This is a genomic window from Pseudomonas sp. MAG733B (assembly GCF_036884845.1).
Taxonomy (GTDB): domain Bacteria; phylum Pseudomonadota; class Gammaproteobacteria; order Pseudomonadales; family Pseudomonadaceae; genus Aquipseudomonas.
Genome location: NZ_CP145732.1, coordinates 322,083 through 348,785 on the forward strand (window position 1 = coordinate 322,083; position 26,703 = coordinate 348,785).

The following is a 26,703-nucleotide window of genomic DNA, read 5'->3' on the forward strand; positions in this document are numbered from 1 at the left end:
CTTCTTCGTCGACGCAAAAAGCAGTTCACCTTTGTGAGCATTCACACTGGCATAATCGCCCGCATCTCAGGCTGGAGAGTGCCCATGTCGCGCTACCTTTTTTTATCGCTGTGCGTAATTTTTTCGGCTGCTCAGGCCGCCGAAAAAACCCAGGAAAATGACGCCCACGATCTCGCTTACAGCTTGGGTGCGAGCCTGGGTGAACGCCTGCGCCAGGAGGTTCCCGACCTGCAACTCAAGGCGCTGGTCGAAGGTTTGCAGCAAGCCTATCAAGGCAAGCCACTGGCGTTGAAAGACGAGCAGATCGAGCAGATTCTCACCGAGCACGAAGCCCGGGTCGCCATGCAGACACCCGCACCACAAAGCGAGCGTGCGCTGGAAAACGAGCAACGTTTTCTCACCGAGGAAAAAGCCAAGCCCGGCGTTCGTGAACTGACTGATGGAATTCTGCTGACCGAGTTGGCACCCGGTACTGGCGCCAAGGCCGGACCGAATGGAAAAGTGCAGGTGCTTTACATCGGACGCCTTCCCGACGGCACCGTGTTCGACCAGAACAGTCAGCCACAGTGGTTCAGTCTCGACAGCGTGATCAGCGGCTGGCGCAGCGCATTGCAGAACATGCCGGTCGGCGCGAAATGGCGTCTGGTGATTCCATCGGCACAAGCCTATGGCGCAGATGGTGCCGGCGACCTGATCGCGCCGTTCACGCCTCTGGTATTCGAAGTCGAATTACGCGGCGCTACCAGCTGACAGCGCAAATGAAAAACGGCGTGCCTTGGCACGCCGTTTCGGGGTCTTGCGGGAAAGCGCTTCAGGCCTGGACCGAATCGGTTTCCTTGTGAGCGGTGTGCAGCACTTCGATCAGGCAATCTTCCAGTTCGAAGCGTTCGTGCAACAGGCCGCCGAGTTCCTTGAACTTCTCTGCGACACACTTTCCTTCATCGCACAGGTCGTTGAACGCGAGAAGCTTCTCGGTGATGACGTCAATGCGCGGGTAGATGGTCTCGGCGAGTTCCAGGCCTCGCTTGTCGTTGAAGGCCTTGGCCTCCCCCGTCAGCTGCTCATAGATCTCGAAGTGCCCGGCGGAGACGTAATCGACCAACACGCCGCAGAATTCCTGCAAAGGCTTTCGGTTCTCGCCCAGCGTTTCAGGTGTGGCGCCGAGCTTGTCGTATGCGTCGATCAGGTCCTTGCGTTCCTGCAACCAGCGATCGATCAGAAGGTGCACTCCACCCCAGCGTTCCTGAGCATTCTGACAACTTTCGAGCATGGTGATCTCTCTTCCCTTGTGGGTCAGCTGCTCTATGCCCGCTCGCCTCTTGTATGGGCGGTCGGACAGAGCGTCATCGAGCAACAGAATTCCAATGACACGTGCGGGCCAGATTATGCCCGCGCGACTGTGGCTTCAAGGTACGCACGCGATAAAGTTCATACAAGTGTTTAATCACGCACAAAGGCCCGGTGCGACGACTCGCCGCTGAGCGGTCGTTGCAAAGCGGTCCAGACAAGGCGCAGCAGCTGATAAACACACAGAATCATCATCGCGACGAAGAACAGCAGACTCCACTCCGGAATGCTCAGGTCGAACAGCGTCCAGGTGATCTGCACGCAGTCGACGGTGCCTTTGAACATCTGCTGCATGACACACGTCCACGGCGCGTTGGCGAGCGGCTCTGTCAGATGCGGCGCGCAGGCCGACAGCTGATGCACCGGGTCACTTTGCAACAATACCTGCCGCCACGCCGTGGCCGTACCTGCCAGGCTGCAGAGCAGACCCAACAACCAATACAGCAAGGCACCGAGTTGACCAGGCCCCTGCACGGCAGCCACCAGGCAGACACCCGTCAGCAACGCCAGGCAAACCCGTTGCAACAGGCACAAGCCACACGGCGTGAGGCCGACGGCATATTCCAGATAGTAAGACGCGCCCAGGACCAGGGCGCCCGTAACGAAAACCGTGAAGAACAAGGAGCGTGAGCAGGCCAACGACATGGCTTTTCCGTAACAATTAAGGACCGACGGCTACGGTAGAGGAAAGCGCGCCAGCCTTTCAAGGCGGGTCGCCAGCGACACTTCAGCGGGGATGTAGGGAAATCCCGACAGAAGCTACAGGATCAGATGTAGTCCTTTGTAGGACTTTGCTTAAGATGCGATAGGAAGACAAAAACAGGGCGAACTTCACCGCTCTGAACTGTCTTCCATGCAATGCCTTTGAATAGCTATCAAGCGTGAGCCGGCACCGGCAGCGGCGCCGACAACAAGCGCTCATCCAGCAGGCCCAGGCCTTCCTGGAACAGCTGGTTGCTGCGCTCGGTATCACCCATTTGCGCGAGCAGCCGCGCGAGTTCGGCGCAGGCTTCCGGATTGCGCTGCACGCGCAGACTGCTTTCCAGATAATCCCTGGCTTTACCCCAAAGGCTACTTTGCAAACACAGGCGACCCAAAGTCAGCAACAGGCTCGGATCGGCGGGATGATCCTTGAGCCAACCTTCGGCAAGCTGCAAATGACGAGTCGGATCACTGCCGCGAACCAATCCGTAGAGACGCGCCAGATGACTGTCGTAGTTGCGCTTCAGAGCCGTTCGCAAGACTTCTTCGGCCTCGACCTGCGCGCCCAGTTGCCGCAGCTGTTCAGCATAGGCGAGCACCAGTTGCGGCTCTTGACGCTGAGCCGACGTCAGTTGCTGCCAGGCGCGATTGAGCGATTGCAAGCCGACGGTGCCGTCCTCTTCCTGATGCGCCGCCAGGGACAGATTCTTGCCCCAGGCGCGACGCTCCAGCTCGGCCAGTTCCGCGGGTGGCAGCACTTTGTCCTTGCGCAGTTCCGGCAGCAGGCGAATGACCGCCGACCAGTCGCCCCGCTGCTGATGCAGGCGTTGCAACTGGCGCAGGGTCTGGGCGTTATGAGGGTGACGTTCGTGCATCGCTTGCAGGGTCGACAGGGCTCCGTCGGTATCGCCGCGATCGGTCTGCAATTGTGCGTGGTTCAAGGCAATCGCCAATTCCGCCTGAGGCTGACGCTCAAGCGCGCGCTCCAGCAGGTTGTCGCTCTCCTCGTAATGTCCTTGTTCGTTCGCCGCACGCGCTGCACCGAGGTAGTACAGCAACGGTTGACGTTCGGCTTCCGCAGCGCGATGTAAATGACGCTGCGCGCTGGCCCAGCGACCTTCGGCCAGGTCCAGTTGACCATGTTCGATCGCCACTTGAACCCGGCGACTGCGATTACGCCGCGACCAGGGATTGACCACACCTCCGGAGGTCGTCACCAGTTCGATCAATGCCTTGATGCCCCAGAACACCAGCCAGAGAACCGCCAGCAGCGCCAGAGTTGCCCACAGGCTCGATTCGAAGCGAAAGCTCTTGTAGGCGATCAGCACGTAACCGGAATGCTCGGCGATCGCCAAACCCAGCGCAGCGGCAATGGCGATGACCAGAAACACGATCACATAGAGGCGTTTCATGGCGTGGCCTCCTGGGTGGCAGGTTTAGCCAGCGGTTTGATCGAGTCTTCGGCATTGACGTTACGCCGTTCCAGATAACCCTGAACCGCGCTCAGCGTGCCGGTCAGATCCGGGGTAACCACAGTGACCGGTTGCGCGCTCAACTCGGCCACCTGCTCAAGCATCACTTTGCTCTGCGGGTTGTCCGGGTTGAAATTGCCCTTGAGCACATCTCGCGCCTCATCCAGCGACTGGCTGTAAACCGCGGCCTGACCGTTGAGCGCGGCCCATTGCGCCTGTTCCAGCGCCAGGCTCAGCGCCAGGCGCACCTGGCTCAGACTCTGCCCGGCCAACAATGGGCGGACATTTTTGTCGGCGTTGAAATCGATGCGTATGTAGCGCGAGATCTGATCCCACCATTGCGCCCAGCGGCTGGCGCCATCGCCATCGGCGGTCAGGCCCAGCAGCGATTCGCCGCGATCCTTGTACTCGGGTGCCAGCTCGGTGAGGCTGATGACTTGATCGCGCAGCGCGCCCAGTCGCAGGAACAAACCGGTGCGATCCGGCTGCTCGGTGCTGCGCAATGCCACCAGGGTCTTGGCCACTTGTTCGCGGGCGGCGAAAGAGCCGGGGTCATTCTGTTCGCGGAGAATTTCATCGGCGCCCTGCACCAGGGCCTGGGCGCTGCTGATGTCCTGCAACGCCGAAAGCCGCAGGCTGGCCAGACGCAACAGATGCTCGGCTTCAGCCAGACGCCAGTCCTTGCGGCTGGCGCCGAGGACGGTTTCCAGACGTTGATTGAGTCGCTGCTGATCACCCTGCAACTGGATCACCAGACGGCTGCGCTCTTCCAGCACATCGGCGCCGGGCAGTTGCTCAAGACGCGCGCTCAGGCGCTGTTCATTGAGCTTCAGGTTTTGCGCCTCGTCGCTCAACGCCTGCACCTGGCTCAGCTGCTGCTGGTTGGTCGCTTGCAGATGACGCACCTGCCAGACGCCCCAACCACCCACCGCCACACCGGCGGCGCCCAGCAGCAGCGCGACGATTGCCAGCCCATTGCCTCGGCTCGGCTGTGCAGCAGGGGGAGGCGGCATTTCATTAACAGGAGCATCAACCGGTGCATCAAGCACAGGCCGCGAGTCATCTTTAGGCAAGGCTGTTTCGCTCACGTATCCATCCTTTGCATTAGAGAACGGGTTCGGGATGCTCCCGTAACGCCGTCAGCAAAGCCGCGGCACTCGCGCCACGACAATCCACAACTGTCAGGGCACCGGCAGCTTGTGCCAGCTCGGCAACCCTGGGGCTTGGTACAAACAACGGCAACCGCGCCAACTGCGGCCAGGCATCGCCAGCCAGTTGATGCAGGTGCTCAAAACCCTGTCCACTGCTGACCACCAGTGCGTTCAGGTGTTCCGCTTCAATCAGGTCCGGCAGCGCTGCCGGCGGGTATTGCGGCAGCTCGCGACGATACAGTTCCAGATACTCGACACTAGCACCTCGCTCGCGCAAGCGCTCGGCCAGCAGCTCGCGCCCGCCCTCACCGCGCAGGATCAACACCCGCGGATCAGGCCGGGTGATAGCCTCGCGCAACGCTGCGAGTTCAAGCAAGGCTTCACTGTCATCGCCGCCCTCGGGGAAGCTTACGTCCAGGCCGTGACCCTCAAGGATCTGCGCCGTCGCCGCGCCGACACTGAACCACTTCACAAACGGTGCTGGCGAGCCAAACCGCTCGACCAGATCGACACAGATTCGCGCGGCGGGTTTGCTGACCACGATCGCTGCGCAGTAGCGATCCAGCGCCCGGATCACATCGCGCATTGTGTCAGAGGCAGGGATCGGCACGATGTCCAAAAGCGGCAGGGTGCTGCTGAAAATCCCCTGCCCGGCCAACAGATCGCTGAGCGCCGCCGACTCATCCGCGGGACGCGTCAGCAGCAGGCGCCAGCCTGTCACTCGTGACCTGCCTCGCCGTAAACCGCTTTGAGGATGTCGGCGGCGCCCTGACTCAAAAGGTCTTCGGCCACTTGCACACCCAAAGCTTCGGCATCGCCACGCGGCGCGCGGGCCTGGGCACTGAGCAGCAGGCCGCCGCTCGGATCGCCCACCAGGCCACGCAACCAGACCTGCTCGCCCTCAAGCACGGCGTAGCAGGCGATTGGCACCTGGCAACCGCCATTCAGATGTTTGTTGAGGGCACGTTCGGCGGTCACTCGAGTGGCGGTGTCTTGGTGATGCAACGGCGCCAGCAAAGCGTGAATTTCACTGTCGGCGGTGCGACATTCAATCCCCACTGCGCCCTGGCCACCGGCCGGCAGGCTGTCGTCGACGCTGATGGCCGAGGTGATGCGATCTTCAAAACCCAGCCGGATCAAACCGGCCGCGGCGAGAATAATGGCGTCGTATTCTCCGGCATCGAGCTTGGCCAGGCGCGTGTTCACATTACCGCGCAGGAAACGGATTTCCAGGTCCGGGCGACGGGTCAGCAACTGGGCCTGACGGCGCAGGCTCGACGTGCCGACGATGCTGCCTTGCGGCAACTCATCGAGGCTGGCGTAGGTATTGGAGACAAATGCGTCGCGCGGGTCTTCGCGCTCGCAGATGCAGTACAGACCGAGGCCTTCGGGGAAGTCCATCGGCACGTCTTTCATGGAGTGCACGGCGATGTCGGCTTCGTTTTCCAGCAGCGCGGTTTCCAGTTCCTTGACGAACAGGCCCTTACCGCCGATTTTCGACAGCGGTGAATCGAGCAGCTTGTCACCGCGACTGACCATGGGCACCAAGGTCACGAGCAGACCTGGGTGGGCCTCCTCCAGACGGGCTTTGACGTATTCGGCCTGCCACAGGGCGAGAGCACTTTTGCGGGTGGCGATGCGGATTTGGCGAGAGGACATGGATCAATCCGTACTGAATAGATACGGCGGATAATAACAGCTCAGCCAAATCCACTTTGACTTGTATCAGAAACTACTCGGCCTCCCTGGCCCCGGATGTCCGGCAATCGGGTGTGAAATTCGTCTGCGCCCAGCGAATTAAAGCTGTTGCATCATCTTCCGTACGCCGGCCACATGGCGCCGACTGACGATCAATGCATCGCCGTTCAAGCCTTTGAGGAACAGCTGAAAATGCCCCAGAGGCGTTCGTTGCAAACGTTCGATGCGCTCGCGAGCGACCAGTGCATTGCGGTGGATGCGCACGAAACGGTCACCGAATTCGTCTTCAAGGGCCTTGAGCGGTTCATCGAGCAACACTTCGCCGGCTTCGTGGCGCAAGGTCACGTATTTGTGGTCGGCAATGAAGTAGACCACTTGATCCAGCGGAATCAGCTCGATCCCTTTGCGGGTGCGGGCGCTGATATGGCTGCGTGGGCCACTGCCACTTTCGGCGGCCGGCCGGGTCAGGGCCGAGAGTTGAATACGATTGGGGCGCTCAGCTTTTTTTAACGCGTCATGTAAATGTTCAGTTCTCACAGGTTTCACCAGATAGCCTACGGCGCTGGCCTGTAAGGCTTCCACGGCAAATTCATCGGGCCCGGTGCAAAACACCACGGCGGGCGGGGTTTCGCGTTCGCACAATCGCGCGGCCACTTGCAGGCCATCGAGGCCTGGCATGCGGATATCGAGCAGCACGATATCCGGCTTGTGGCTGTCGATCAGTGCCAACGCTTCTTCGCCGTTCGTGGCGCTGGGCTCCAGGACACTGTATCCCTCGAGTTCGCCAACCATTCGGCTCAGGCGCTCGCGGGCAAGGGGGTCGTCATCAACGATCAGGACATTCATATTGCGCTGGATTCCTGCGTGAGTCTCGCACAAGGATAGCGTAGACAGGTGAAGTGACGTCCGTCACCGCGATCCACGCTAAGACTAGCGCGAGCGTCAAAAAGTGCCGCTGGTCGGGCAGCTAAATTTTCATCTGCCGGGCGATTAGCGGCCCAGGCCCGCTTTGGCGACACATCGCCACAGGGTTTGCTGATACGCAATATGAACACCCCCTCTTCTTATAGTCAGCGGCTGCACCGAGAAGTGCACTGTTCCTACTGACCAACTGTAGACGGTTGCCGGAGCGATATTGCTCAAATGGAAAATATCATTGTGCAAAATGTTGAGACGCCGCCCTGGGTATGACGCACGCTGGAAAAACCAGTCGACCAGTGTCAGCGACAGGATTGGCAACCCTGTTATTATCCGCGCCAGCTTTCAACGCCATTTTTCTTCAGCCGATACGAGCGAATTCATGAGCACTGACAAGACCAATCAGTCCTGGGGCGGCCGCTTCAGTGAACCCGTCGACGCCTTCGTCGCCCGCTTCACCGCCTCCGTCACTTTCGACCAGCGCCTGTATCGCCACGACATCATGGGCTCGATCGCCCACGCCACCATGCTGGCCAAGGTCGGCGTGCTGACCGATGCCGAGCGCGACAGCATCACCGATGGCCTGAAGACCATCCAGGGTGAAATCGAGGCCGGCCAGTTCGACTGGCGCATCGATCTCGAAGACGTGCACATGAACATCGAGGCGCGCCTGACCGACCGTATCGGCGTGACCGGTAAAAAGCTGCACACCGGCCGTAGCCGTAACGACCAGGTCGCCACCGATATTCGCCTTTGGCTGCGTGACGAGATCGACCTGATCCTGAGCGAAATCACCCGCCTGCAAAAAGGCTTGCTGGAACAGGCCGAGCGCGAAGCGGGCAGCATCATGCCCGGCTTCACTCACCTGCAAACCGCGCAGCCAGTGACCTTCGGGCACCACATGCTGGCCTGGTTCGAGATGCTCAGCCGTGACTACGAGCGTCTGGTCGACTGCCGCAAGCGCACCAACCGCATGCCATTGGGCAGCGCTGCTCTGGCGGGCACGACTTACCCGATCGACCGCGAATACACCGCCCAACTGCTGGGCTTCGACGCCGTCGGCGGCAACTCGCTGGACAACGTGTCCGATCGTGACTTCGCTATCGAATTCTGCTCGGCTGCCAGCATCGCGATGATGCACCTGTCGCGTTTCTCCGAAGAGCTGGTGCTGTGGACCAGCGCGCAGTTCCAGTTCATCGATCTGCCAGACCGCTTCTGCACCGGCAGCTCGATCATGCCGCAAAAGAAAAACCCGGACGTGCCGGAGCTGGTGCGTGGCAAGACCGGCCGGGTATTCGGTGCGCTGATGGGCCTGCTGACCCTGATGAAGGGCCAGCCGCTGGCCTACAACAAGGACAATCAGGAAGACAAAGAACCGCTGTTCGACGCTGCCGACACCCTGCGCGATTCGCTGCGCGCCTTCGCCGACATGATCCCGGCGATCAAGCCCAAGCACGCGATGATGCGCGAAGCGGCTCTGCGCGGTTTCTCCACCGCCACCGATCTGGCTGACTACCTGGTGCGTCGTGGCCTGCCGTTCCGTGACTGCCACGAAATCGTTGGCCATGCCGTGAAATACGGCGTGGAAAGCGGCAAGGACCTGGCGGAAATGAGCCTGGAAGAACTGAGCAAGTTCAGCGACCAGATCGACCAGGACGTGTTCGCCGTGCTGACCCTGGAAGGCTCGGTCAATGCCCGCGACCACATCGGCGGCACTGCGCCGGCGCAGGTGAAGGCAGCCGTGGTGCGCGGTCAGGCGCTGCTCGCCGGCCGCTAAAAGCATCGCGGGCAAGCCTTGCTCCTACAGATTTGTGTCGTGCCACAAGCACATGAACGACACAAAACCCGTAGGAGCATGGCTTGCCCGCGATGACATTCACAAGAACGCTACAAATCTACTTCTTGGACGCGACCATCGCCATGAACGCCGGCATCGCCGCTTCCTTGTCCGCCGCAATCCGCTGTACGTTCGGATTCTGCTCTAAGCGCTGCAATAGCGCCTTGGCGGCCGGTAGTTCTGCGAGCAAATCGATGTCGAACAACTTCTTGGCGACCCCACAAGCCAACGGCACGCTGTACAGGAAATACAAATCCGCCACGCTCAGGCTCTCGCCCGCCACGTAAGGGCTGAATTTGCCGTGCCTGGCCAGTGACGCAATCCCCAGCAGCAATTCGGTTTTGGTCTTTTCCTTGATCGCGTCAGGCAGCGTCATGCCGAAAAACGCTTCCGGGTAGCAAGCCCGGCCCGGCAGCTCGATGTACAACTCGATCTCCTTGGCCAGCGCCAGCACTTGTGCCCGCGCCAAAGGATCAACCGGCAGCAGCGGCGTACCTTTCTGGCTTTGCTCGATGTATTCGAGAATCACACTGGTTTCATTGATGAAACCCCGCTCAACGCCCAGCACCGGCACCTTGCCGCGCGGGCTGATGGCCAGCGCTTCCGGCGTTTGGCCGCCGTAGAACGGCACCTCTTCGAATGGCAGTCCCTTTTCGAGCAGCGCCAGTTTCACCATGTTGTAGTAGTTGCTGACAGAAAATCCGTAAAGCTTAAGCATCACAAAGCCTCCAGGCCGTGCGGGGTGGGCAGTGCCTGTTTATAGAACGCTCCCGGGTTTCTTGCCAGCAGCATCACGCGGCTGAATGCGGGTAAACTGGCCACCTTTCCTTGAGGAGCCTGCCATGAGCGAGCCAAACGATATCGACGCCGACGAAGAAGAGTTCGCCGAGAACACGCTGATCGAAGCCATCGAGAACCAGATAGAAAGCGACAATCCTCCAGCCGCCAAAGCCACCTTCAACAAGCTGACGCTGGTGGGTTACGAGCGCGATGAGATCCTCAATCTGATGGCCCACGTCCTGGCGGTAGAAATCGACGCAATCCTCGAAGAAGACCGCGCGTTCAATACCGAATGGTACGAAGCTGCTTTGCGCGCATTGCCAGAATTGCCGCCGGAAAAGAAGTAAATCGAGCACCCGTACTGTAGGAGCAAGGCTTGCCCGCGATTGCTGCACCGCGGTCTGTCAGATGAACCGCGTAATCGTTCATCGCGGGCAAGCCTTGCTCCTACAAGTAACGACTACACTTCAGACCGCCCCGCTACCGGGGGAATGCCGCCCCAATCGAAAAAACCCTGTCGCGAGCACTGGACATGCCGCACGAGTGGGATCACCTTAGGGGCGCTGTCGTCCAATTCCTAGAAAGTCTGGAGTCCTTATGTCGCTTACCCCTGAGTTGGTTGCCGAACTGGAAGTCCTCGCACTCTTCAACCTGGACAGTTCCCAGGAAGGTTTGAAAATTCATCAGACCGCTGCCCCGAAACACATTGCCGCTGCCAAACGCCTGCATGAAAAAGAACTGATCGACCAGCCCGATGGCGGTTACCTGACCAGCCTGGGTCGCGATGCCGCGCAAAATGTGCAAACTGTCCTGACCATTCTGAGCGTCCAGGAAACAGCCTGAATTCCATCACTTCGCCCACGGGAACCCCTGCCACGGGATTTCCGCGGGCAGACTCGGTATCTGCTGTTGCCATACGGTAGAAATCTGACGCCAAAAAAACAAAATCAGCTTAAATGTCCCGGGGTCGAGGCGCTAAACTGCCACCCATTCCGAGAGCCCCACATCCGAGCCCTGCGAGCCGGTTTGAGCTGACATGACCCGCACCCATGAAATCCGCCCCGATCTGGACGAAGGAATCGACCGCAAGGTTCTCAGTCAGCTGCGCGCGCGTTTCCTGAAGCTCAACGAGGGCCGCATGGCGCGTGCCATGGAAGGCTTGTCGACCCGTCAACAGGGAGTGTTGAGCCTTCTGCCGCTGTTTTTCCACGTCAATCATCCGCTGTTGCCGGGCTACGTCTCAGGCAGCACGCCCGCCGGGCTATCGAACTACGAGCCGGATGCCAACGTCCTCGCCGAAGCCCAGCGCCTGACTCGTTCGTTTTCCTACAAGCCACGTCACGGCAGCAATCCGCCACGACCGATTCACGGCCTGTTCCTGATGGGCAGCCTCGGCACCCTGGCCCAGGCTGACCAGAGCGATATGGACGTGTGGGTTTGTCACGGCTCAGACCTGAGCGAAACCGAACTGGCCGAGCTGCGCAAGAAATGTCAGTTGCTTGAAGCATGGGCCGCCAGCCAAGGCGCCGAGGCACACTTTTTCCTGATTGACCCGGTCCGCTTTGTGCGGGGCGAGCGCGATAACCAGTTGAGCTCGGAAGACTGCGGCACCACCCAGCACTATCTGTTGCTGGACGAGTTCTATCGCACCGCCATCTGGCTGGCCGGGCGCACCCCAATCTGGTGGCTGGTGCCGGTCTATGAAGAGGCAAGCTACGACCGCTATACCCACACGCTGCTATCCAAGCGCTTTATTCGCGCCGACGAAACACTCGACCTGGGGCATCTGGCCTTTATCCCGCCCGGCGAGTTCATTGGTGCCGGGCTCTGGCAGTTGTTCAAGGGCATCGAGTCACCCTACAAGTCTGTGCTCAAGCTGCTGTTGACCGAGGTTTACGCCAGCGAACATCCCAGGGTCCAGTGCCTGAGCCTGCGCTTCAAGCAGGCAGTGTTCGCCAACCGGCTCGACCTCGATGAACTGGACCCGTACGTCGTGGTGTACCGGCGCATCGAGGAATACCTGATTGGCCGCAACGAACCTGAGCGGTTGGAGTTGGTGCGGCGTGCGCTGTACCTGAAGGTCAATCGTAAGCTCACCGGCAACAGCGGTCGCACCCAGGGCTGGCAACGCGCGCTGCTCGAACGCCTGGCCCACGAATGGCAATGGGACCATCGCCAGTTGGCCCTGCTCGATAGTCGCAGCCAATGGAAAGTCCGCCAGGTCAGCTCCGAACGCCGAGCCTTGGTCAACGAGCTGAATTACAGCTACCGCTTCCTGACCCAGTTTGCCCGCAATGAACAAACCGTCAGCCTGATCAACAAGCGCGACCTCAGCGTGCTCGGTCGACGCCTGTATGCGGCCTTCGAACGCAAGGCGGACAAGGTCGAGTTCATCAACCCCGGCATCGCCCCGGACCTGGCCGAAGACACCCTGACGCTGGTGCACTCGGCCGACAAAAAAGAAGCGGGGCAAAGCCAATGGGGCCTGTACAACGGCAGCCTGACCGCGCTTGAGTGGGAGCACTTCGCGCCGATCAAGCGCAGCCGCCAATTGCTCGAACTGCTCACCTGGTGCCACCGCAACGGCGTGATCGACAGCAGCACCCGCCTGGCCTTGCACCCGGGCAGCAGCGACTTGAGCGAATTCGAGTTGTTCAACCTGCTCGGCAGCCTGCAACAGAGCATCCCCCTGCCTTTGCCGACCGTCGCCGAAGAACCGTTGCTGCGCGCCAGCGTGCCCAGCGAAGTGCTGATCCTGGTGAACGTCGGCGTCGACCCGCTCAAGCACCACCGCGACTTGAATATCCTGATGACCACCGAGCGCACCGACTCCCTGAGCTACGCCGGCGTTCGGGAAAACCTGGTGTTGACCCTGGATCAGGTCACGCTCAACAGCTGGAACGAAGTGCTGGTCAACCGCTACGACGGCCCTCACGCCCTGCTCGACTGCATGCGTGATTACCTCAACAACTTGCCGGACGGCCCGCGACAACCCCGGTTGCGCGTGCGCTGCTTCTGCCACAACCGTGCGCAATTCATTGCCCAGCGAGTCGAAGACATCCTCGACACGGCGCAGAACCTGCTGCTGAGCAAACTCAATCATCGCTACGTGATTCAGGTCCAGCAGCATTACCACGTGCTGGAATTGGTGCCCGGCAAGGTCGAACACGTCGCCGCCGCCACGCTGCCCGCGCTGTTCGATTACCTGGGTGAAGAATTGCCCCGTTACAGCCCGCTGCACCTGGACCCGATGGCGCTGGAAGATCACGACCTGGCGCTGCTCCTGCCCATGGGCCAGCCCGAGTGCATTCAGGTGTTCTACCGGATCAACGAAGATCAGGCCGACCTGTATGTACTCGATGAATTCAATGCCTTGTGGCACCAGCGTTTACCGTGGCATGACGAGCAAAGCCTGCTGGTGCCGCTGCAACGGTTCCTGCAATCGATTCAGTACCGACGCGACGCCTTGCAGCCCATGGACGCCGCCCGACCCCGCAGCCTGGACACCCTGTATTACCAGCTGCTGCCCTCAGGCACCGGCCGCGCGCGTCGGGTCGAAGCTCGTCCGGCACCGCAAACCCCGGTCAACAAACCGTTCTACGACGTACAGGCGATCGTCGGCAAAGCCGCACCGGGCAAGGTGCAGGTCACGCTGTATTGCAATCAGCGGGAGTTTTCAGAACTGGAGCATGGCGACCAGCTGTTCAGTGTGGTCGCCCGGGAAATCGTCGGGCAACGCCGCGAGACCGAACGCTACCGCTGCTACATCACCGACCTGGACCTGTCGGGTCTGCTCGGTGATGGTCAGGGTTCAAGCAATCTGTATCTGCGTTACAAGGCCGACCTGGAGCGCGCATTGAACGAGGCGCTCGAGCAGGTCTGACGGGGAGTCATTCCGGGAAGTGGCCGCCCTGGGCTGGCTGCGATTCGACTTCCAGCAGGGTCAGCTTCAAGGTCTTGCCACCCGGTGCCGGCCAGTCGATGTGTTGACCGACTTTCAAGCCCAGCAACGCGCTGCCGACCGGTGCCAGAATCGAGATTTTGCCTTCGTCGGCATTGGCATCCTTCGGGTACACCAACGTCAAGTGGTAGTCCTTGCCACTGCTCTCTTCACGGCAGTGAACGCGGGAATTCATGGTCACGACATCGGCGGGCACTTCATCGTGACCGACCAGTGTATCGGCGCGATCCAGTTCGGTTTGCAGCGCGATAACGCCCGGCAGCGTGTCATCCAGGCTGTCGATCAGACGCTCCAGACGCTGAACGTCCAGACGGGTAAGGGTGATGGAAGGTGCGGTCATGATCAGGGCAGACTCCTTTCTTCTGCACGAAAAAAGCAAAACCCCGCCAGAAAAAGGCGGGGTTTTCACAAGCCTCGATGGGTTGAGGCGTATCCGGACACTATCACAGCTCAAAAAATATACAAGTCATGGCCCGGAGCCCTGTTTTCGCTGTACAGCTTGCGCGCAAATCACCCGCCGACGCTCGTCATCCGCCGAGCGCCATTCGCGGATGTCTTCGACATGGCGGAAACATCCGAGGCAGACTTTCTGCTCATCCAGCCGACAGACCCCACTGCACGGCGATGGCACCGTCGGGCTGACATTGCTGTAGAGCGGCTTGGGCGGACGGACGGGAGCGGGCTGGGTCACGACGTTACAGGCCTTCGAAATCGAAATCGGCACCGGCCTGCTGCTTGACGATGCGCTCAAGCATTTCGCCCAGTTGCTCTTCGCTCTTGTCGCACATCCAGCGCTCGCTTTCTTCGTCGTAATCGAAGTGGAAACCGCCGGATACCGCTGCCAGCCACAGCTGGCGCAGTGGTTCCTGACGGCTGAAGATCAACTGGCTGCCGTTCTCGAACTTGACGGTGAGCACACCGGCCGAGCTCTCCAGATCGATATCCAGGTCGCTGTCGTCAAAGATGTCCTCCAGCGTTTGCTGGGTGGCATCGACCAGATCGTGGAAACGCGCTTCGGACAAACTCATTACGGCAACCTCAAAAAGTGTCTGATCAGGCTCAAGCGCCGCAAGATACGACCGAGTCCTGTCGATTGCAAAGGATAACGACCAAGCGCTAACAACACTGTACCTATGGGAGTAGACCTGTGTGGCGAGGGAGCTTGCTCCCGCTGGGTCGCGAAGCGGCCCCAAAAGCTTTGCGTCTGCTTCGCAGCCGAGCGGGAGCAAGCTCCCTCGCCACACAAGCCCGCTCCCACAGGGTTCGATGTGCTTGCGGCCAAGGCCCGCCGGACGGGTGCCCCATCGCATAGGCAAGCTGCCGGGTGGCCGGTATACTCCGGCGCAATTAATGCATTTTCAAGGATTTCGCCATGAAGCGCCTGATCTCTTCCCTTGCTGCGCTCCTTGCGGTTGCCTGTCTTGTGTCGGCCTGCGGCCAAAAAGGCCCGCTGTACCTGCCCGATGACGACCAGGACCCTGCAGAGCAGGCCCAGTCTTCACAAAAGCAGCCATCAAAAGCACACAAGCACGACGTCTTCCAATAAGGGATCGCCATGGACGCTTTTAACTACCGTGACGGTGAACTGTTCGCGGAAGGTGTTGCCCTGTCTGCTATCGCCGATCGCTTTGGTACACCGACCTACGTTTACTCGCGCGCGCACATCGAAGCCCAGTACCTGGCTTACGCCGATGCGCTGGCCGGCATGCCGCACCTGGTGTGCTTTGCGGTCAAGGCCAACTCCAACCTGGGTGTATTGAATGTCCTGGCGCGTCTCGGCGCCGGTTTTGACATCGTCTCCCGTGGCGAACTGGAACGTGTTCTGGCCGCTGGCGGCAGCGCCGACAAGATCGTGTTCTCCGGCGTCGGCAAGACCCGTGACGACATGCGTCGCGCCCTGGAAGTCGGCGTGCACTGCTTCAACGTCGAATCCACCGACGAGCTGGAACGCCTGCAAGTGGTGGCCGCCGAGCTGGGCGTTCGCGCGCCGATCTCGCTGCGCGTGAACCCGGACGTCGATGCTGGCACCCACCCGTACATTTCCACCGGTCTCAAAGAGAACAAGTTCGGCATCGCCATCGCCGACGCCGAAGACGTGTACGTGCGCGCCGCCCAACTGCCGAACCTGGAAGTGGTCGGCGTCGATTGCCACATCGGTTCGCAACTGACCACCCTGCCACCCTTCATCGACGCTCTCGATCGCCTGCTGGGCCTGGTCGACCGCCTCGGCGATTGCGGCATCTACCTGCGCCACATCGATCTCGGTGGCGGTCTGGGCGTGCGTTATCGCGATGAAGAGCCGCCACTGGCCGCTGACTACATCAAAGCCGTGCGCGAACGTCTCGACGGTCGCGATCTGGCGCTGGTGTTCGAGCCGGGCCGCTTCATCGTGGCCAACGCCGGCGTGCTGCTGACTCAGGTCGAATACCTCAAGCACACCGAACACAAAGATTTCGCCATTGTCGACGCGGCCATGAACGACCTGATCCGCCCGGCGCTATACCAAGCCTGGATGGACGTCACCGCCGTGCGCCCGCGCACCACCGCTGCCCGCGCCTACGACATCGTCGGCCCGATCTGCGAGACCGGCGACTTCCTGGCCAAGGATCGTCAGCTGGCACTGGAAGAAGGCGACCTGCTGGCCGTGCATTCGGCTGGCGCCTACGGGTTTGTCATGAGTTCCAACTACAACACCCGCGGCCGTGCCGCCGAAGTGTTGGTGGACGGTGATCAGGCATTTGAAGTGCGTCGCCGTGAGACGGTAGCCGAGTTGTTTGCTGGCGAAAGCCTGCTGCCGGAGTAAACCCATGCTGCTGCGTTTTACCAAGATGCACGGCCTGGGCAATGACTTCATGGTCCTCGACCTGGTCAGCCAGCACGCGCATATTCTGCCCAAGCACGCCAAGCTGTGGGGTGATCGGCATACGGGTATCGGTTTCGACCAGTTGTTGATCGTCGAAGCACCGAGCAACCCGGACGTGGATTTCCGCTATCGGATTTTCAACTCCGACGGCTCCGAGGTTGAACAGTGCGGCAACGGCGCACGTTGCTTCGCCCGTTTCGTGCTCGACAAGCGCCTGACCGCCAAGCGCCTGATCCGCGTCGAAACCAAGAGCGGCATCATCGAGCTGGATGTTCGCAACGATGGGCAAATCGGCGTCAACATGGGCGCCCCGCGCCTGGTGCCGGCGGATATTCCGTTCCAGGCACCGGAGCAGGCCCTGAGCTATCAGGTCGACGTCGATGGCACGCCGGTCGAGCTGGCCGCCGTGTCCATGGGCAACCCCCATGCCGTGCTGCGAGTGAGCGATATCAACAGCGCACCGGTGCATGAACTGGGGCCGAAAATCGAACATCACCCGCGTTTTCCAGCGCGGGTCAATGTCGGGTTTATCCAGGTCATCGACCGCAACCGCGCGCAGTTGCGCGTCTGGGAACGCGGGGCCGGGGAAACCCAGGCGTGCGGAACCGGCGCCTGTGCCGCCGCAGTGGCCGCGATCAGCCAGGGGTGGATGGATTCGCCGCTATTGATCGACCTGCCTGGCGGGCGCCTGTCCATTGAATGGGCGGGTCCTGGCCAACCGGTGATGATGACCGGCCCGGCAGTGCGCGTATACGAAGGACAAGTGCGTCTTTGAGTGAGCCAAAGCCATGACCGATAAGCCTCAGGTACCCGCACGACAAGCCGACGAATCAGCGTCCGAAAGCCTCGAGGCAGCGGCAATTGCCGCGTACCTGGAGGCTCATCCGGACTTTTTCGTCGAGCACGAAGAACTGCTGCCGGCCTTGCGCATTCCTCACCGGCGCGGCGACACCGTGTCCCTGGTCGAACGGCAGATGACCATCCTGCGCGACCGCAACATCGAGCTGCGTCATCGCCTTTCGCACTTGATGGATGTTGCCCGCGACAACGATCGCCTCTTCGACAAGACCCGCCGCCTGATTCTCGCGCTGATGGATGCCACCAGCCTGGAAGACGTGGTGATCTGCGTCGAAGACAGCCTGCGCCAGGACTTCCAGGTGCCCTTCGTCAGCCTCATCCTGCTGGGTGATAACCCGACGCTTGTTGGCCGTTGGGTCACTCACGCCGAAGCACAAGTGGCGATTGGCGGCCTCTTGCAGGAGGACAAAAGCGTCAGTGGCAGCCTGCGCGAGCATGAGCTGGACTTCCTGTTCGGCGAAGAGCAGCGCAAGCAGATCGGCTCCACCGCCGTGGTCGCCATCAGTCATCAGGGTATCCACGGCATCCTGGCCATCGCCAGCCGTGATCCGCAGCACTACAAAAGCTCGGTGGGCACGCTGTTCCTGAGCTACATCGCCGAAGTCATGGGCCGCGTGCTGCCTCGGGTCAACAGCTCCCTGCGCTCGGTACGCTGATCATGGAACGGCAACTGGACGCTTACTGCGAACACCTGCGCAGTGAGCGCCAGGTGTCGCCCCACACGCTCTCGGCCTATCGCCGCGACCTCGACAAAGTGCTGGGCTGGTGCGTCAAACAGAACATCAGCAGCTGGACCGCACTGGACATCCAGCGCCTGCGCAGCCTGATTGCCCGCCTGCATGCCCAAGGCCAATCCTCGCGCAGCCTGGCGCGACTGCTATCGGCGGTGCGCGGGCTCTATCATTACCTGAACCGCGAAGGCCTTTGCGATCACGACCCGGCCAACGGCCTGGCGCCACCCAAAGGTGAACGCCGCCTGCCGAAGACCCTCGACACCGACCGCGCGCTGCAACTGCTTGAAGGCGGGGTCGAAGATGACTTTCTGGCGCGTCGGGATCAGGCAATTCTCGAACTGTTCTATTCCTCCGGGTTGCGCCTGTCAGAGCTGACCGGACTCAATCTCGATCAACTGGACCTGGCGGACGGCATGGTCCAGGTGCTCGGCAAAGGCAGCAAGACCCGGCTGCTGCCGGTCGGCAAGAAGGCTCGCGAGGCATTGGAACAATGGCTGCCGCTGCGGGCCATGGCCAACCCGGCAGACGACGCGGTATTTATCAGCCAGCAAGGCCGACGTCTCGGCCCTCGGGCGATACAGGTGCGCGTCAAGGCTGCCGGTGAACGTGAACTGGGGCAAAACCTGCACCCGCACATGTTGCGCCATTCCTTCGCCAGTCATTTGCTGGAATCCTCGCAGGACCTGCGCGCCGTACAGGAACTGCTCGGCCACTCGGACATCAAGACCACGCAGATCTACACCCATCTGGACTTCCAGCACCTGGCCTCGGTCTACGACAGCGCCCATCCACGGGCCAAACGCATTAAGGGCGATGATTCATGAGTATTCAGTTGATCACCTTTGACCTCGACGACACCCTGTGGGACACCGCCCCGGTGATCGTCAGCGCCGAAGCCGTTTTGCGTGCATGGCTGACCGAGCATGCGCCCAACCTGGGAGCGGTGCCGGTAGAACATTTGTGGGCCATCCGCGAACGCATCCTGAGCATCGAGCCGAACCTCAAGCACCGCATCAGCGCCCTGCGCCGGCGCGTGTTGTTCCAGGCCCTGGAAGAAGCCGGTTACGCCCACGCGCAAGCGTCAGACCTGGCCGACAAGAGTTTCGAAGTGTTCCTGCATGCCCGGCATCAACTGGAAATCTTCCCCGAGGTGCAACCGACCCTGGAAGCGCTGGCCAATCACTACGCCCTTGGCGTGGTCACCAACGGCAACGCTGATGTGCGGCGGTTGGGGCTGGCGGACTACTTCAAGTTTGCGTTGTGCGCCGAAGACATTGGCATCGCCAAACCTGATGCACGCCTGTTTCATGAGGCGTTGCAGCGCGGTGGCGCGACGCCGGAGACGGCGGTGCATATCGGCGACCATCCTGGCGACGATATTGCCGGGGCGCAGCAGGCTGGATTGCGGGCGATCTGGTTCAACCCGGCGGGCAAGGTCTGGGAGGCTGAGCGCTTGCCGGATGCCGAAATCCGCAGTTTGACCGAGTTGCCAACGTTGTTGGCGGGATGGAATTCCCAACAGCGCCCCTGAGAACACCGCCGTCCTGTAGGAGCAAAGCTTGCTCGCGATAGCGGTGTGTCAGTCGATGCAAATTCAGAATGTTATGCCGTCATCGCGAGCAAGCTTTGCTCCTACAGGTATTCCAGGCATGAAAAAGCCCGCAGCGACGGCGGGCTTTTTCAGCAAGCGCGAAGCAGGCTCAGATAGGCCGGCTGCCGTACTTGTTGTCAGGCTTCTTGGGAGGATCGGCGACCACATTGGCCTCCACTTCCTGCACCTTGCCGCCCTTGGCCAAAAACTCTTCCATGGCCCGCGCGAGAGCATCGCGTTCCTTGTTCTTGGCTTCGACACTCGGCAGCTCATCGACCGATACCGCTGCCTTGGCTTTGCCTTTGGCAGTCGGAACGGGCGCTTCACCGCCGTCGTCTTCAGCAACGTCTTCCGCCGCTGCTTCCAGGCCTTCTTCGGCCTCGTCTTCGTCGCCTACTTCGAGGTCGTCGTTTTCCAGATCATCGTCGCTCATGTTCTACCTCATGACTTGCGAAAAGCAGATTAGTTATAGCCCAGCTTTGCCTCCTGTCGAAGGCTGCCGGAAAAAAATCAACAACCGCTGCTGACCAGCGGCTATGCCCCTTCACCGTGCACGGTGGCGAGGACTTTACGGGCACCGCCATGATCACGGTGCTCGCCCAGGTAAATGCCTTGCCAGGTCCCTAACGCCAGTCGGCCTGCCGAGATCGGCAAACTGAGCTGACAGCCAAGTACGCTGGCCTTAAAGTGCGCCGGGAGGTCGTCCAGGCCTTCGTCGTTATGCTCATAGCCGTCTGTTCCTTGTGGGATCAGACGATTGAAAAATCGTTCGAAGTCGCGACGTACCGCCGGATCGGCGTTCTCGTTGATGGTCAACGACGCCGAGGTATGTTGCAGCCACAAATGCAACAGACCAACCCGACACGCCTTGAGTTCAGGCAGGCCGGCGAGTAACTCGTCCGTTACCAGATGAAAGCCCCGGGGCCTCGCCCGCAGGGTTATCAGAGTCTGTTGCCACATACAGTTCTCCGCACGTTCGGGGCGCATTCTAGCGCGCTCTGGGAAAAAACAAAGGCCCTAATACTCCTTCTGTTTTGTAAGCCATCGGCGGCACAAAAACACCCGTCGTAAACGTTCATAAACCTGTAAGAAAAAACCTTTCAGCCAGCCTTTCAATGATAAATCGCGGACAAAAAAATGCCCGGCAAGCCGGGCAAATTTTTTCGTGCGCGTGCTTACAAGTTGTAGCCGCGTTCGTTGTGAAGCGCCAGATCGATGCCGACAGCCTCTTCTTCTTCGGTGATCCGCAGGCCCATGACAGCGTCCAGGACCTTGAGGATGATGTAAGTGACGATGGCGGTGTAAATCACGGTGAAGCCCACGCCTTTGCACTGAATCCACACTTGTGCGGCAATGTCGGTCACGGTGCCGAAGCCACCCAGCGACGGTGCAGCGAACACACCGGTCAGGATCGCGCCGAGGATACCGCCGATACCGTGCACGCCGAAGGCGTCCAGGGAATCGTCATAGCCGAGTTTGCGTTTCAGGGTGGTGGCGCAGAAGAAGCACACCACACCAGCGGCCAGGCCGATCACCAGTGCGCCCATCGGGCCAACGGTGCCGGCAGCCGGAGTGATGGCGACCAGACCGGCAACCACACCCGAAGCAATACCCAGTGCGCTTGGCTTACCGTGGGTGATCCACTCGGCGAACATCCAGCCCAGTGCCGCAGCGGCGGTTGCGATCTGGGTCACCAGCATCGCCATGCCGGCGGTGCCGTTGGCGGCTGCGGCGGAACCGGCGTTGAAACCGAACCAGCCGATCCACAGCATGGCCGCGCCCATCAGGGTGTAACCGAGGTTGTGCGGCGCCATCGGGGTAGTCGGGAAGCCTTTGCGCTTGCCCAGTACCAGGCAGGCAATCAGACCGGCCACACCGGCGTTGATGTGCACCACGGTGCCACCGGCGAAGTCCAGCACGCCCCAGTCCCACATCAGGCCGCCATTGCCGGACCAGACCATGTGTGCGATCGGCGCATATACCAGGGTGAACCAGATGCCCATGAAGATCAGCATCGCGGAGAACTTCATCCGCTCGGCGAAGGCGCCGACGATCAGCGCCGGGGTGATGATGGCGAAGGTCATCTGGAAGGTGATGAACACCGCTTCAGGGAACAGCGCCGCCGGGCCAGTAATGCTGGCTGGCGTGACACCGGCGAGGAAAGCCTTGCCCATGCCGCCGAAGAACGAGTTGAAGTTGACGACGCCCTGCTCCATGCCGGTGGTGTCGAACGCGATGCTGTAGCCATAAATGACCCACAGGATGCTGATCAGACCGGTAATGGCGAAGCACTGCATCATCACGGAAAGAATGTTTTTCGACCGAACCATGCCGCCGTAGAACAGCGCGAGGCCGGGAATGGTCATGAACAGCACGAGGGCTGTCGAGGTCAACATCCAGGCGGTATCGCCGGAGTTGAGGACTGGGGCCGCCACTTCGTCTGCCGCCAAAGCAAGGCTGGGCATTACGATGGACAACAGGGCTCCTAGCCCTGCGAATTTACGCAGAGTCATATTGTTTTCTCCTGGGGCGTTGGGTTTGTGGCGGCTTAGATTGCGTCGGTATCGGTTTCGCCGGTACGGATGCGAATCGCCTGTTCCAGATTGACCACGAAGATCTTGCCGTCACCGATCTTGCCGGTGTTGGCGGCCTTGGTTATCGCCTCGATAACCCGGTCGAGATCCTTGTCGTCAATGGCGACATCAATCTTCACCTTTGGCAGGAAATCGACCACGTACTCCGCGCCGCGATACAGCTCGGTGTGACCCTTCTGCCGACCGAAGCCTTTGACTTCAGTAACGGTAATGCCCTGCACGCCGATCTCGGACAACGACTCGCGCACGTCGTCCAACTTGAACGGCTTGATGATGGCAGTGACTAGCTTCATGAAAACTCTCTCCCGAATTGGTGGACTTGCCCCAGGAAAACAAACCCGTCTCAAGTCTAAGCGCAGTGCCTGGCTTTGTAACGCATCGTCGGCCCTAACCTGCCGGTCCGACGCCAGTTAACCGCTCCTTGCGAAACTCTCCCCCGTTTCGCTCGGCGCACTGCATTCGTCACAGCGACTGCATCAGTGCATGGGTCACTAGCGTCTAAGCAGAAAGCTTGCCATCTCCACAAAATCCTCTGTTTTCAAGCCTTTGCTTGCAGATGGCGACAACATCAGCACAACACCCGACGCGATACGCACAACAACGGTGCGATGCCGTCCGTCCGCATGCGCGAAAAGCGTGCATCCCTTGCCCGCGAAAATGACTATAGACACTGCGTGATACACTGCCCGCCATTGTTACCAGGACCTCTTCCCATGCTCGCGCCCAAAGACTTCCTCGACGCCCTCACCGGCACCGCCTCCCGCCTCTTCAGCGGCGACACCCCGCTGCCGAAAGCCGAAATCGAAAGTCAGTTCAAAATGTTGCTGCAAAGCGGCTTCAGCAAACTGGATCTGGTAAGCCGGGAAGAATTCGATAGCCAGATGGTTGTGTTGGCGCGCACACGGGCACGTCTGGAAGCGCTTGAGTCGAAAGTGGCTGAACTGGAAGCAAAGCTCACCCCTCCAGCCGAGTAACCCCGCAATCCCTGTAGGAGCGAGCCTGCTCGCGATTGAAGGCCGGAACGACCTTGCGCTTCACCTGTGAAGGAGTTGCCGCGGCTGCGATCTTTTGATCCCACAGCCCGCAAATAACCCGGCAACGTCCTACAAAGTTCTCATCCGCCGTCCGATTGCGCCGCAAAGCCACGGTTCCTAAGCTCACCTTCTGCTGAATGTTCAGCACTGGGTTTGGCGACTCGGAACCAAGCAATGCAGCTCACCTCGTTCGATATCAGGTATTTCTTCCCGATTCGAATTATGGCGGCTGTGTGTGGGAGACCTTAGGGTCTGCCGGTATTCGCTTGGCCGGTTCGCCAACCCGCACGCAGCTGCCACCCTTATTGTTTGGCGACGATATGCGGCAGTCATCTACCAAGCGAAATTCGGGTAATGCTCGATGGACGAAAACTATCTGATTCCTCACTTCACCCGCCACAAACTTCACCTCAACGCCCTACTCCAGTTTGCTGCACTGGAATAACCAGCCGTGGATTCGGTTACAGGATGTGCCGCAGATGCTGCCTGATCAGCAGAAGCCGAGACGTGCGATCAATGCGCCTTGGTGGAAAAGAGCAGCAAAGATGCTTCACGCATTCTGAATAAAAAACCCCACGCTTTTGGCGTGGGGTTCGATAGATCCCAGAAAACAATCAGGCACAGTGAGCAAGCCGCTCGACCTGAACCCGAATCGCGTCCCCTCGCTCAATCTCGGCTTTACGCAAATCGTAGGTCGATTGCAGGTTCAGCCAAAATTCCGGGGTCGTGTCCAAACAGATAGATAGCCGTAGAGCCATATCAGCACTGACACCCCGACGCTGGAGCACAATGTCGTTCACCGTAGGTGTCGACACGTTCAACGCTCTGGCAAGAGCGGCAGCCGTAAGGCTCAGAGGCTCCAGGTATTCCTCTTTGAGGATTTCGCCAGGATGCACCGGGCGCATACCATTCTTGGTCATTACTCACCTCAGTGATAATCGACGATTTCAACATTCTCTGGTCCGTTAAGACCCCAAAGAAAGCAAATTCGCCATTGAGCGTTGATGCGGATGCTGTGCTGACCTTTTCGATTTCCCTCCAACGCCTCCAGACGATTGCCCGGCGGAGATCGAAGGTCCTTCAGCACGACAGCATCATCAAGCATCGTCAGCTTCCGTTCCGCGACACTCAGAACGGCTGACCACAAACGGGTCTTACCGTTGCAAAACAGGTACTCGGTCTCAGAACACTTAAAGCTAACGATCTTAATTTAAAGCTTAACGTTATGCATTAAACTTGAGTGTATTAGCTGAATTCGCAAATGCAAACGCAGCATTTTGAGTATTGGCCTCCCTTTCAAAACTTTAGGAATCGGGCTACTTGCATCCTTCAGAAGACCTTCAAAATCCAGCCCCGTCCTACAAAAACAATCGGCATTTCTCATTGCATTAAAAGCCTGAAGAACCGTAGCCGATCCTGCAAAAATCGCCTGAATAGATTTTTGCTCCTCAGAACTTCCCTGCTTCATACCCGCAACATCCAGTGAAAGTTTGCCCTCTCACCCACGCCACCAAAATCTCCGCCCGCAACTACCCTTCAAAAACCCGCAGGAAGCGGCCCCCAAGTCAGCTCAAGGAACGACCATGTCCCTCTCCATCGTCCACAGCCGCGCCCAGGTGGGTGTGGAAGCGCCCGCCGTTACCGTTGAAGTCCATCTGGCCAACGGTTTACCGTCGCTAACCATGGTCGGCCTGCCCGAGGCGGCGGTTAAGGAGAGCAAGGATCGGGTGCGTAGTGCGATCATCAATTCGGGGCTGCAATTTCCGGCGCGGCGGATCACCTTGAATCTGGCGCCGGCGGATCTGCCCAAGGATGGTGGGCGGTTCGATCTGGCGATTGCGTTGGGGATTCTTTCCGCCAGTGTGCAGGTGCCGACACTGACGCTCGATGATGTGGAATGTTTGGGTGAGTTGGCACTGTCGGGTGCGGTTCGGGCAGTACGAGGCGTTTTGCCGGCAGCACTGGCGGCGCGCAAGGCCGGGCGTTCGCTGATGGTGCCGCGGGCGAATGCCGAGGAGGCATGCCTGGCGTCGGGCTTGAAGGTGATTGCGGTGGACCATCTGCTGGAAGCCGTTGCCCATTTCAATGGGCACACGCCGGTTGAGCCGTATGTTTCCGATGGTTTGATGCATGCCAGCAAACCTTATCCCGACCTGAGTGAAGTGCAGGGCCAGCAAGCCGCCAAACGCGCATTGCTGATTGCGGCGGCGGGTGCGCATAACCTGTTGTTCAGTGGGCCGCCCGGGACGGGCAAGACGCTGCTGGCGAGTCGTCTGCCAGGGCTGTTGCCTCCGCTTGCCGAATGCGAAGCGCTGGAAGTGGCGGCAATCCAGTCGGTCGCCAGTTGCGTACCGTTGACCCATTGGCCGCAACGTCCGTTTCGCCAGCCACATCACTCCGCCTCAGGCCCGGCCTTGGTGGGGGGCAGCTCCAAGCCACAACCCGGCGAAATTACCCTGGCCCATCACGGTGTGCTGTTCCTCGATGAGCTGCCGGAATTCGATCGAAAGGTGTTGGAGGTACTCAGGGAGCCACTGGAGTCTGGGCATATCGTGATTTCCCGGGCCAAGGACCGCGTTCGGTTTCCAGCGCGTTTTCAGTTGGTCGCAGCTATGAACCCGTGCCCCTGTGGATATCTTGGCGAGCCAAGCGGCAAGTGTTCTTGCACCCCGGACATGGTGCAGCGGTACCGTAACAAGCTGTCGGGACCGTTACTGGACCGGATTGATTTGCACCTGACGGTTGCTCGGGAAGCGACGGCGTTGAACCCGACGCCGAAACCGGGTGAAGACAGCGCCAGCGCGGCCGCGTTGGTGGCCGACGCTCGTGAACGCCAACAGAAGCGCCAGGGCTGCGCGAATGCCTTCCTGGATTTACCGGGGCTACGTCGGCACTGCAAGTTATCCACAGTGGATGAGCACTGGCTGGAAACGGCGTGTGAACGATTGACCCTGTCGTTGCGTTCGGCGCACCGGCTACTCAAGGTGGCGCGAACATTGGCGGATCTTGAGCAGGTAGACGGGATCACGCGGGAGCATCTGGCCGAGGCGTTGCAGTATCGGCCGGCGACGCAGTAAGCCCTGAAATCGAGTTGCCCCCAATCGCGAGCAGGCTCGCTCCTACAGTGGATCGGTGAACACCCGAGATCAACTGCTCGCGATGG

Annotated in this window: 31 protein-coding genes and 1 pseudogene; 14 read left to right on the forward strand and 18 right to left on the reverse strand. The window is 60.1% G+C overall.

The genetic code is table 11. The features are described 5' to 3' along the window. Positions 1-84: 84 nt before the first annotated feature. Positions 85-750, forward strand: coding sequence for an FKBP-type peptidyl-prolyl cis-trans isomerase (locus V6Z53_RS01480; RefSeq protein ID WP_338583817.1), 666 nt, complete (start codon positions 85-87; stop codon positions 748-750). 61 nt (positions 751-811) lie between these two features. Here V6Z53_RS01480 and rsd read toward each other — a convergent pair whose 3' ends face one another. The 7 genes from rsd to V6Z53_RS01515 form a co-directional block, all read right to left on the reverse strand. Further along, positions 812-1,270, reverse strand: coding sequence for a sigma D regulator (rsd, locus tag V6Z53_RS01485; RefSeq protein WP_338583818.1), 459 nt, complete (start codon positions 1,268-1,270; stop codon positions 812-814). 170 nt (positions 1,271-1,440) lie between these two features. Next, positions 1,441-1,992 carry a disulfide bond formation protein B gene (locus tag V6Z53_RS01490; protein ID WP_338583819.1) on the reverse strand — a complete coding sequence of 184 codons (552 nt, stop codon included), beginning with the start codon at positions 1,990-1,992 and terminating at the stop codon, positions 1,441-1,443. 230 nt (positions 1,993-2,222) lie between these two features. Then, positions 2,223-3,461, reverse strand: coding sequence for a heme biosynthesis protein HemY (locus V6Z53_RS01495; RefSeq protein WP_338583821.1), 1,239 nt, complete (start codon positions 3,459-3,461; stop codon positions 2,223-2,225). Next, positions 3,458-4,609, reverse strand: coding sequence for a uroporphyrinogen-III C-methyltransferase (locus V6Z53_RS01500; RefSeq protein WP_338583822.1), 1,152 nt, complete (start codon positions 4,607-4,609; stop codon positions 3,458-3,460). The genes V6Z53_RS01495 and V6Z53_RS01500 overlap by 4 nt, the downstream gene beginning before the upstream one ends. A 16-nt stretch (positions 4,610-4,625) precedes the next feature. Beyond that, on the reverse strand, positions 4,626-5,393 hold the full coding sequence (locus V6Z53_RS01505; protein WP_338583823.1) for a uroporphyrinogen-III synthase: 768 nt from the start codon (positions 5,391-5,393) through the stop codon (positions 4,626-4,628). Further along, positions 5,390-6,331, reverse strand: a complete 942-nt coding sequence (gene hemC, locus V6Z53_RS01510) for a hydroxymethylbilane synthase (protein WP_338583824.1) — start codon at positions 6,329-6,331, stop codon at positions 5,390-5,392. The genes V6Z53_RS01505 and hemC overlap by 4 nt, the downstream gene beginning before the upstream one ends. A gap of 138 nt (positions 6,332-6,469) precedes the next feature. Then, complete coding sequence (locus V6Z53_RS01515; protein ID WP_338583825.1) at positions 6,470-7,216, reverse strand: LytTR family DNA-binding domain-containing protein; 747 nt, start codon at positions 7,214-7,216, stop codon at positions 6,470-6,472. Positions 7,217-7,670: 454 nt separating this feature from the next. On the opposite strand from V6Z53_RS01515, the gene argH reads away from it, so the two are divergent. Further along, on the forward strand, positions 7,671-9,065 hold the full coding sequence (argH, locus tag V6Z53_RS01520; RefSeq protein WP_338583826.1) for an argininosuccinate lyase: 1,395 nt from the start codon (positions 7,671-7,673) through the stop codon (positions 9,063-9,065). A 118-nt stretch (positions 9,066-9,183) separates the two neighbouring features. Here argH and V6Z53_RS01525 read toward each other — a convergent pair whose 3' ends face one another. After that, on the reverse strand, positions 9,184-9,843 hold the full coding sequence (locus V6Z53_RS01525; RefSeq protein WP_338583827.1) for a glutathione S-transferase: 660 nt from the start codon (positions 9,841-9,843) through the stop codon (positions 9,184-9,186). Between the two features lie 124 nt (positions 9,844-9,967). Between V6Z53_RS01525 and V6Z53_RS01530 the strand changes: the two genes are divergently transcribed. From V6Z53_RS01530 to V6Z53_RS01540, 3 genes are all read left to right on the forward strand, one after another. Then, positions 9,968-10,252, forward strand: coding sequence for a hypothetical protein (locus V6Z53_RS01530; RefSeq protein WP_338583829.1), 285 nt, complete (start codon positions 9,968-9,970; stop codon positions 10,250-10,252). A 250-nt stretch (positions 10,253-10,502) separates the two neighbouring features. Further along, the gene (locus tag V6Z53_RS01535; RefSeq protein WP_034147682.1) at positions 10,503-10,748 is read left to right on the forward strand and encodes a TIGR02647 family protein; all 246 of its coding nucleotides are present in this window, start codon (positions 10,503-10,505) and stop codon (positions 10,746-10,748) included. 193 nt (positions 10,749-10,941) lie between these two features. Continuing rightward, positions 10,942-13,788: a class I adenylate cyclase gene (locus tag V6Z53_RS01540; protein WP_338583830.1), complete on the forward strand. Its 2,847-nt coding sequence runs from the start codon at positions 10,942-10,944 to the stop codon at positions 13,786-13,788. 7 nt (positions 13,789-13,795) lie between these two features. Here V6Z53_RS01540 and rnk read toward each other — a convergent pair whose 3' ends face one another. The 3 genes from rnk to cyaY form a co-directional block, all read right to left on the reverse strand. Continuing rightward, positions 13,796-14,206 carry a nucleoside diphosphate kinase regulator gene (gene rnk, locus V6Z53_RS01545; RefSeq protein ID WP_075946457.1) on the reverse strand — a complete coding sequence of 137 codons (411 nt, stop codon included), beginning with the start codon at positions 14,204-14,206 and terminating at the stop codon, positions 13,796-13,798. A 126-nt stretch (positions 14,207-14,332) separates the two neighbouring features. Further along, positions 14,333-14,557 carry a DUF1289 domain-containing protein gene (locus V6Z53_RS01550; RefSeq protein ID WP_338583831.1) on the reverse strand — a complete coding sequence of 75 codons (225 nt, stop codon included), beginning with the start codon at positions 14,555-14,557 and terminating at the stop codon, positions 14,333-14,335. 4 nt (positions 14,558-14,561) lie between these two features. Further along, on the reverse strand, positions 14,562-14,894 hold the full coding sequence (cyaY, locus tag V6Z53_RS01555; protein WP_338583832.1) for an iron donor protein CyaY: 333 nt from the start codon (positions 14,892-14,894) through the stop codon (positions 14,562-14,564). A 344-nt stretch (positions 14,895-15,238) separates the two neighbouring features. Here cyaY and V6Z53_RS01560 point away from each other — a divergent pair, with 344 nt between their 5' ends. Genes V6Z53_RS01560 through V6Z53_RS01585 form a run of 6 tightly spaced genes read left to right on the forward strand, consistent with a single transcriptional unit; the run spans position 15,239 to position 19,852 of the window. Beyond that, positions 15,239-15,412 carry a lipoprotein gene (locus tag V6Z53_RS01560; RefSeq protein WP_338583833.1) on the forward strand — a complete coding sequence of 58 codons (174 nt, stop codon included), beginning with the start codon at positions 15,239-15,241 and terminating at the stop codon, positions 15,410-15,412. A 9-nt stretch (positions 15,413-15,421) separates the two neighbouring features. Beyond that, positions 15,422-16,669: a diaminopimelate decarboxylase gene (gene lysA / locus V6Z53_RS01565; RefSeq protein WP_338583834.1), complete on the forward strand. Its 1,248-nt coding sequence runs from the start codon at positions 15,422-15,424 to the stop codon at positions 16,667-16,669. 4 nt (positions 16,670-16,673) lie between these two features. After that, positions 16,674-17,504 (forward strand): diaminopimelate epimerase, encoded by an 831-nt coding sequence (gene dapF / locus V6Z53_RS01570; protein ID WP_338583835.1) that lies wholly within the window; start codon positions 16,674-16,676, stop codon positions 17,502-17,504. A gap of 13 nt (positions 17,505-17,517) precedes the next feature. Further along, complete coding sequence (locus tag V6Z53_RS01575) at positions 17,518-18,243, forward strand: DUF484 family protein (protein WP_338583836.1); 726 nt, start codon at positions 17,518-17,520, stop codon at positions 18,241-18,243. Between the two features lie 2 nt (positions 18,244-18,245). After that, entirely contained in the window at positions 18,246-19,145 is a 900-nt protein-coding gene (gene xerC, locus V6Z53_RS01580; protein WP_338583837.1) for a tyrosine recombinase XerC, read from the forward strand. Then, positions 19,142-19,852 (forward strand): HAD-IA family hydrolase, encoded by a 711-nt coding sequence (locus tag V6Z53_RS01585; protein WP_338583839.1) that lies wholly within the window; start codon positions 19,142-19,144, stop codon positions 19,850-19,852. Before xerC ends, V6Z53_RS01585 begins: the two co-directional genes overlap by 4 nt. A gap of 169 nt (positions 19,853-20,021) precedes the next feature. Here V6Z53_RS01585 and sutA read toward each other — a convergent pair whose 3' ends face one another. From sutA to glnK, 4 genes are all read right to left on the reverse strand, one after another. Next, on the reverse strand, positions 20,022-20,345 hold the full coding sequence (sutA, locus tag V6Z53_RS01590; RefSeq protein ID WP_338583841.1) for a transcriptional regulator SutA: 324 nt from the start codon (positions 20,343-20,345) through the stop codon (positions 20,022-20,024). Positions 20,346-20,446: 101 nt separating this feature from the next. Continuing rightward, positions 20,447-20,872 (reverse strand): secondary thiamine-phosphate synthase enzyme YjbQ, encoded by a 426-nt coding sequence (locus tag V6Z53_RS01595; protein ID WP_338583843.1) that lies wholly within the window; start codon positions 20,870-20,872, stop codon positions 20,447-20,449. Between the two features lie 215 nt (positions 20,873-21,087). After that, positions 21,088-22,425, reverse strand: a complete 1,338-nt coding sequence (locus tag V6Z53_RS01600; protein WP_338583844.1) for an ammonium transporter — start codon at positions 22,423-22,425, stop codon at positions 21,088-21,090. A gap of 35 nt (positions 22,426-22,460) precedes the next feature. Continuing rightward, on the reverse strand, positions 22,461-22,799 hold the full coding sequence (gene glnK, locus V6Z53_RS01605; protein WP_002555808.1) for a P-II family nitrogen regulator: 339 nt from the start codon (positions 22,797-22,799) through the stop codon (positions 22,461-22,463). A 420-nt stretch (positions 22,800-23,219) separates the two neighbouring features. Between glnK and V6Z53_RS01610 the strand changes: the two genes are divergently transcribed. Together V6Z53_RS01610 and V6Z53_RS01615 are read left to right on the forward strand one after the other, a co-directional pair. After that, on the forward strand, positions 23,220-23,480 hold the full coding sequence (locus V6Z53_RS01610) for an accessory factor UbiK family protein (protein WP_338583845.1): 261 nt from the start codon (positions 23,220-23,222) through the stop codon (positions 23,478-23,480). 485 nt (positions 23,481-23,965) lie between these two features. Next, positions 23,966-24,103, forward strand: a pseudogene (locus V6Z53_RS01615) (phage antirepressor protein); the annotation flags it as partial. A gap of 51 nt (positions 24,104-24,154) precedes the next feature. Here the strand turns inward: V6Z53_RS01615 and V6Z53_RS01620 are convergent. From V6Z53_RS01620 to V6Z53_RS01630, 3 genes are read right to left on the reverse strand one after another with little or no spacing between them, the layout of a single operon-like run. Beyond that, positions 24,155-24,460: a HigA family addiction module antitoxin gene (locus V6Z53_RS01620; protein ID WP_338583846.1), complete on the reverse strand. Its 306-nt coding sequence runs from the start codon at positions 24,458-24,460 to the stop codon at positions 24,155-24,157. 8 nt (positions 24,461-24,468) lie between these two features. Then, on the reverse strand, positions 24,469-24,744 hold the full coding sequence (locus V6Z53_RS01625; protein WP_338586433.1) for a type II toxin-antitoxin system RelE/ParE family toxin: 276 nt from the start codon (positions 24,742-24,744) through the stop codon (positions 24,469-24,471). A 6-nt stretch (positions 24,745-24,750) separates the two neighbouring features. Continuing rightward, complete coding sequence (locus tag V6Z53_RS01630; protein WP_338583848.1) at positions 24,751-25,008, reverse strand: hypothetical protein; 258 nt, start codon at positions 25,006-25,008, stop codon at positions 24,751-24,753. 115 nt (positions 25,009-25,123) lie between these two features. On the opposite strand from V6Z53_RS01630, the gene V6Z53_RS01635 reads away from it, so the two are divergent. Beyond that, a complete protein-coding gene (locus V6Z53_RS01635; RefSeq protein ID WP_338583850.1) occupies positions 25,124-26,617 on the forward strand; it encodes a YifB family Mg chelatase-like AAA ATPase in 1,494 nt (497 codons plus the stop codon). Positions 26,618-26,703 lie beyond the last annotated feature (86 nt).

What these genes read in the sequence shown, in the direction of transcription:
- V6Z53_RS01480 (WP_338583817.1), top strand. Translation starts at nt 85, where the DNA reads ATGTCGCGCTACCTTTTTTTATCGCTGTGCGTAATTTTTTCGGCTGCT.
- rsd (WP_338583818.1), bottom strand. Translation starts at nt 1,270, where the DNA reads ATGCTCGAAAGTTGTCAGAATGCTCAGGAACGCTGGGGTGGAGTGCAC.
- V6Z53_RS01490 (WP_338583819.1), bottom strand. Translation starts at nt 1,992, where the DNA reads ATGTCGTTGGCCTGCTCACGCTCCTTGTTCTTCACGGTTTTCGTTACG.
- V6Z53_RS01495 (WP_338583821.1), bottom strand. Translation starts at nt 3,461, where the DNA reads ATGAAACGCCTCTATGTGATCGTGTTTCTGGTCATCGCCATTGCCGCT.
- hemC (WP_338583824.1), bottom strand. Translation starts at nt 6,331, where the DNA reads ATGTCCTCTCGCCAAATCCGCATCGCCACCCGCAAAAGTGCTCTCGCC.
- V6Z53_RS01515 (WP_338583825.1), bottom strand. Translation starts at nt 7,216, where the DNA reads ATGAATGTCCTGATCGTTGATGACGACCCCCTTGCCCGCGAGCGCCTG.
- argH (WP_338583826.1), top strand. Translation starts at nt 7,671, where the DNA reads ATGAGCACTGACAAGACCAATCAGTCCTGGGGCGGCCGCTTCAGTGAA.
- V6Z53_RS01525 (WP_338583827.1), bottom strand. Translation starts at nt 9,843, where the DNA reads ATGCTTAAGCTTTACGGATTTTCTGTCAGCAACTACTACAACATGGTG.
- V6Z53_RS01530 (WP_338583829.1), top strand. Translation starts at nt 9,968, where the DNA reads ATGAGCGAGCCAAACGATATCGACGCCGACGAAGAAGAGTTCGCCGAG.
- V6Z53_RS01535 (WP_034147682.1), top strand. Translation starts at nt 10,503, where the DNA reads ATGTCGCTTACCCCTGAGTTGGTTGCCGAACTGGAAGTCCTCGCACTC.
- V6Z53_RS01540 (WP_338583830.1), top strand. Translation starts at nt 10,942, where the DNA reads ATGACCCGCACCCATGAAATCCGCCCCGATCTGGACGAAGGAATCGAC.
- rnk (WP_075946457.1), bottom strand. Translation starts at nt 14,206, where the DNA reads ATGACCGCACCTTCCATCACCCTTACCCGTCTGGACGTTCAGCGTCTG.
- cyaY (WP_338583832.1), bottom strand. Translation starts at nt 14,894, where the DNA reads ATGAGTTTGTCCGAAGCGCGTTTCCACGATCTGGTCGATGCCACCCAG.
- V6Z53_RS01560 (WP_338583833.1), top strand. Translation starts at nt 15,239, where the DNA reads ATGAAGCGCCTGATCTCTTCCCTTGCTGCGCTCCTTGCGGTTGCCTGT.
- lysA (WP_338583834.1), top strand. Translation starts at nt 15,422, where the DNA reads ATGGACGCTTTTAACTACCGTGACGGTGAACTGTTCGCGGAAGGTGTT.
- dapF (WP_338583835.1), top strand. Translation starts at nt 16,674, where the DNA reads ATGCTGCTGCGTTTTACCAAGATGCACGGCCTGGGCAATGACTTCATG.
- V6Z53_RS01575 (WP_338583836.1), top strand. Translation starts at nt 17,518, where the DNA reads ATGACCGATAAGCCTCAGGTACCCGCACGACAAGCCGACGAATCAGCG.
- xerC (WP_338583837.1), top strand. Translation starts at nt 18,246, where the DNA reads ATGGAACGGCAACTGGACGCTTACTGCGAACACCTGCGCAGTGAGCGC.
- V6Z53_RS01585 (WP_338583839.1), top strand. Translation starts at nt 19,142, where the DNA reads ATGAGTATTCAGTTGATCACCTTTGACCTCGACGACACCCTGTGGGAC.
- sutA (WP_338583841.1), bottom strand. Translation starts at nt 20,345, where the DNA reads ATGAGCGACGATGATCTGGAAAACGACGACCTCGAAGTAGGCGACGAA.
- V6Z53_RS01595 (WP_338583843.1), bottom strand. Translation starts at nt 20,872, where the DNA reads ATGTGGCAACAGACTCTGATAACCCTGCGGGCGAGGCCCCGGGGCTTT.
- V6Z53_RS01600 (WP_338583844.1), bottom strand. Translation starts at nt 22,425, where the DNA reads ATGACTCTGCGTAAATTCGCAGGGCTAGGAGCCCTGTTGTCCATCGTA.
- glnK (WP_002555808.1), bottom strand. Translation starts at nt 22,799, where the DNA reads ATGAAGCTAGTCACTGCCATCATCAAGCCGTTCAAGTTGGACGACGTG.
- V6Z53_RS01610 (WP_338583845.1), top strand. Translation starts at nt 23,220, where the DNA reads ATGCTCGCGCCCAAAGACTTCCTCGACGCCCTCACCGGCACCGCCTCC.
- V6Z53_RS01620 (WP_338583846.1), bottom strand. Translation starts at nt 24,460, where the DNA reads ATGACCAAGAATGGTATGCGCCCGGTGCATCCTGGCGAAATCCTCAAA.
- V6Z53_RS01630 (WP_338583848.1), bottom strand. Translation starts at nt 25,008, where the DNA reads ATGAAGCAGGGAAGTTCTGAGGAGCAAAAATCTATTCAGGCGATTTTT.
- V6Z53_RS01635 (WP_338583850.1), top strand. Translation starts at nt 25,124, where the DNA reads ATGTCCCTCTCCATCGTCCACAGCCGCGCCCAGGTGGGTGTGGAAGCG.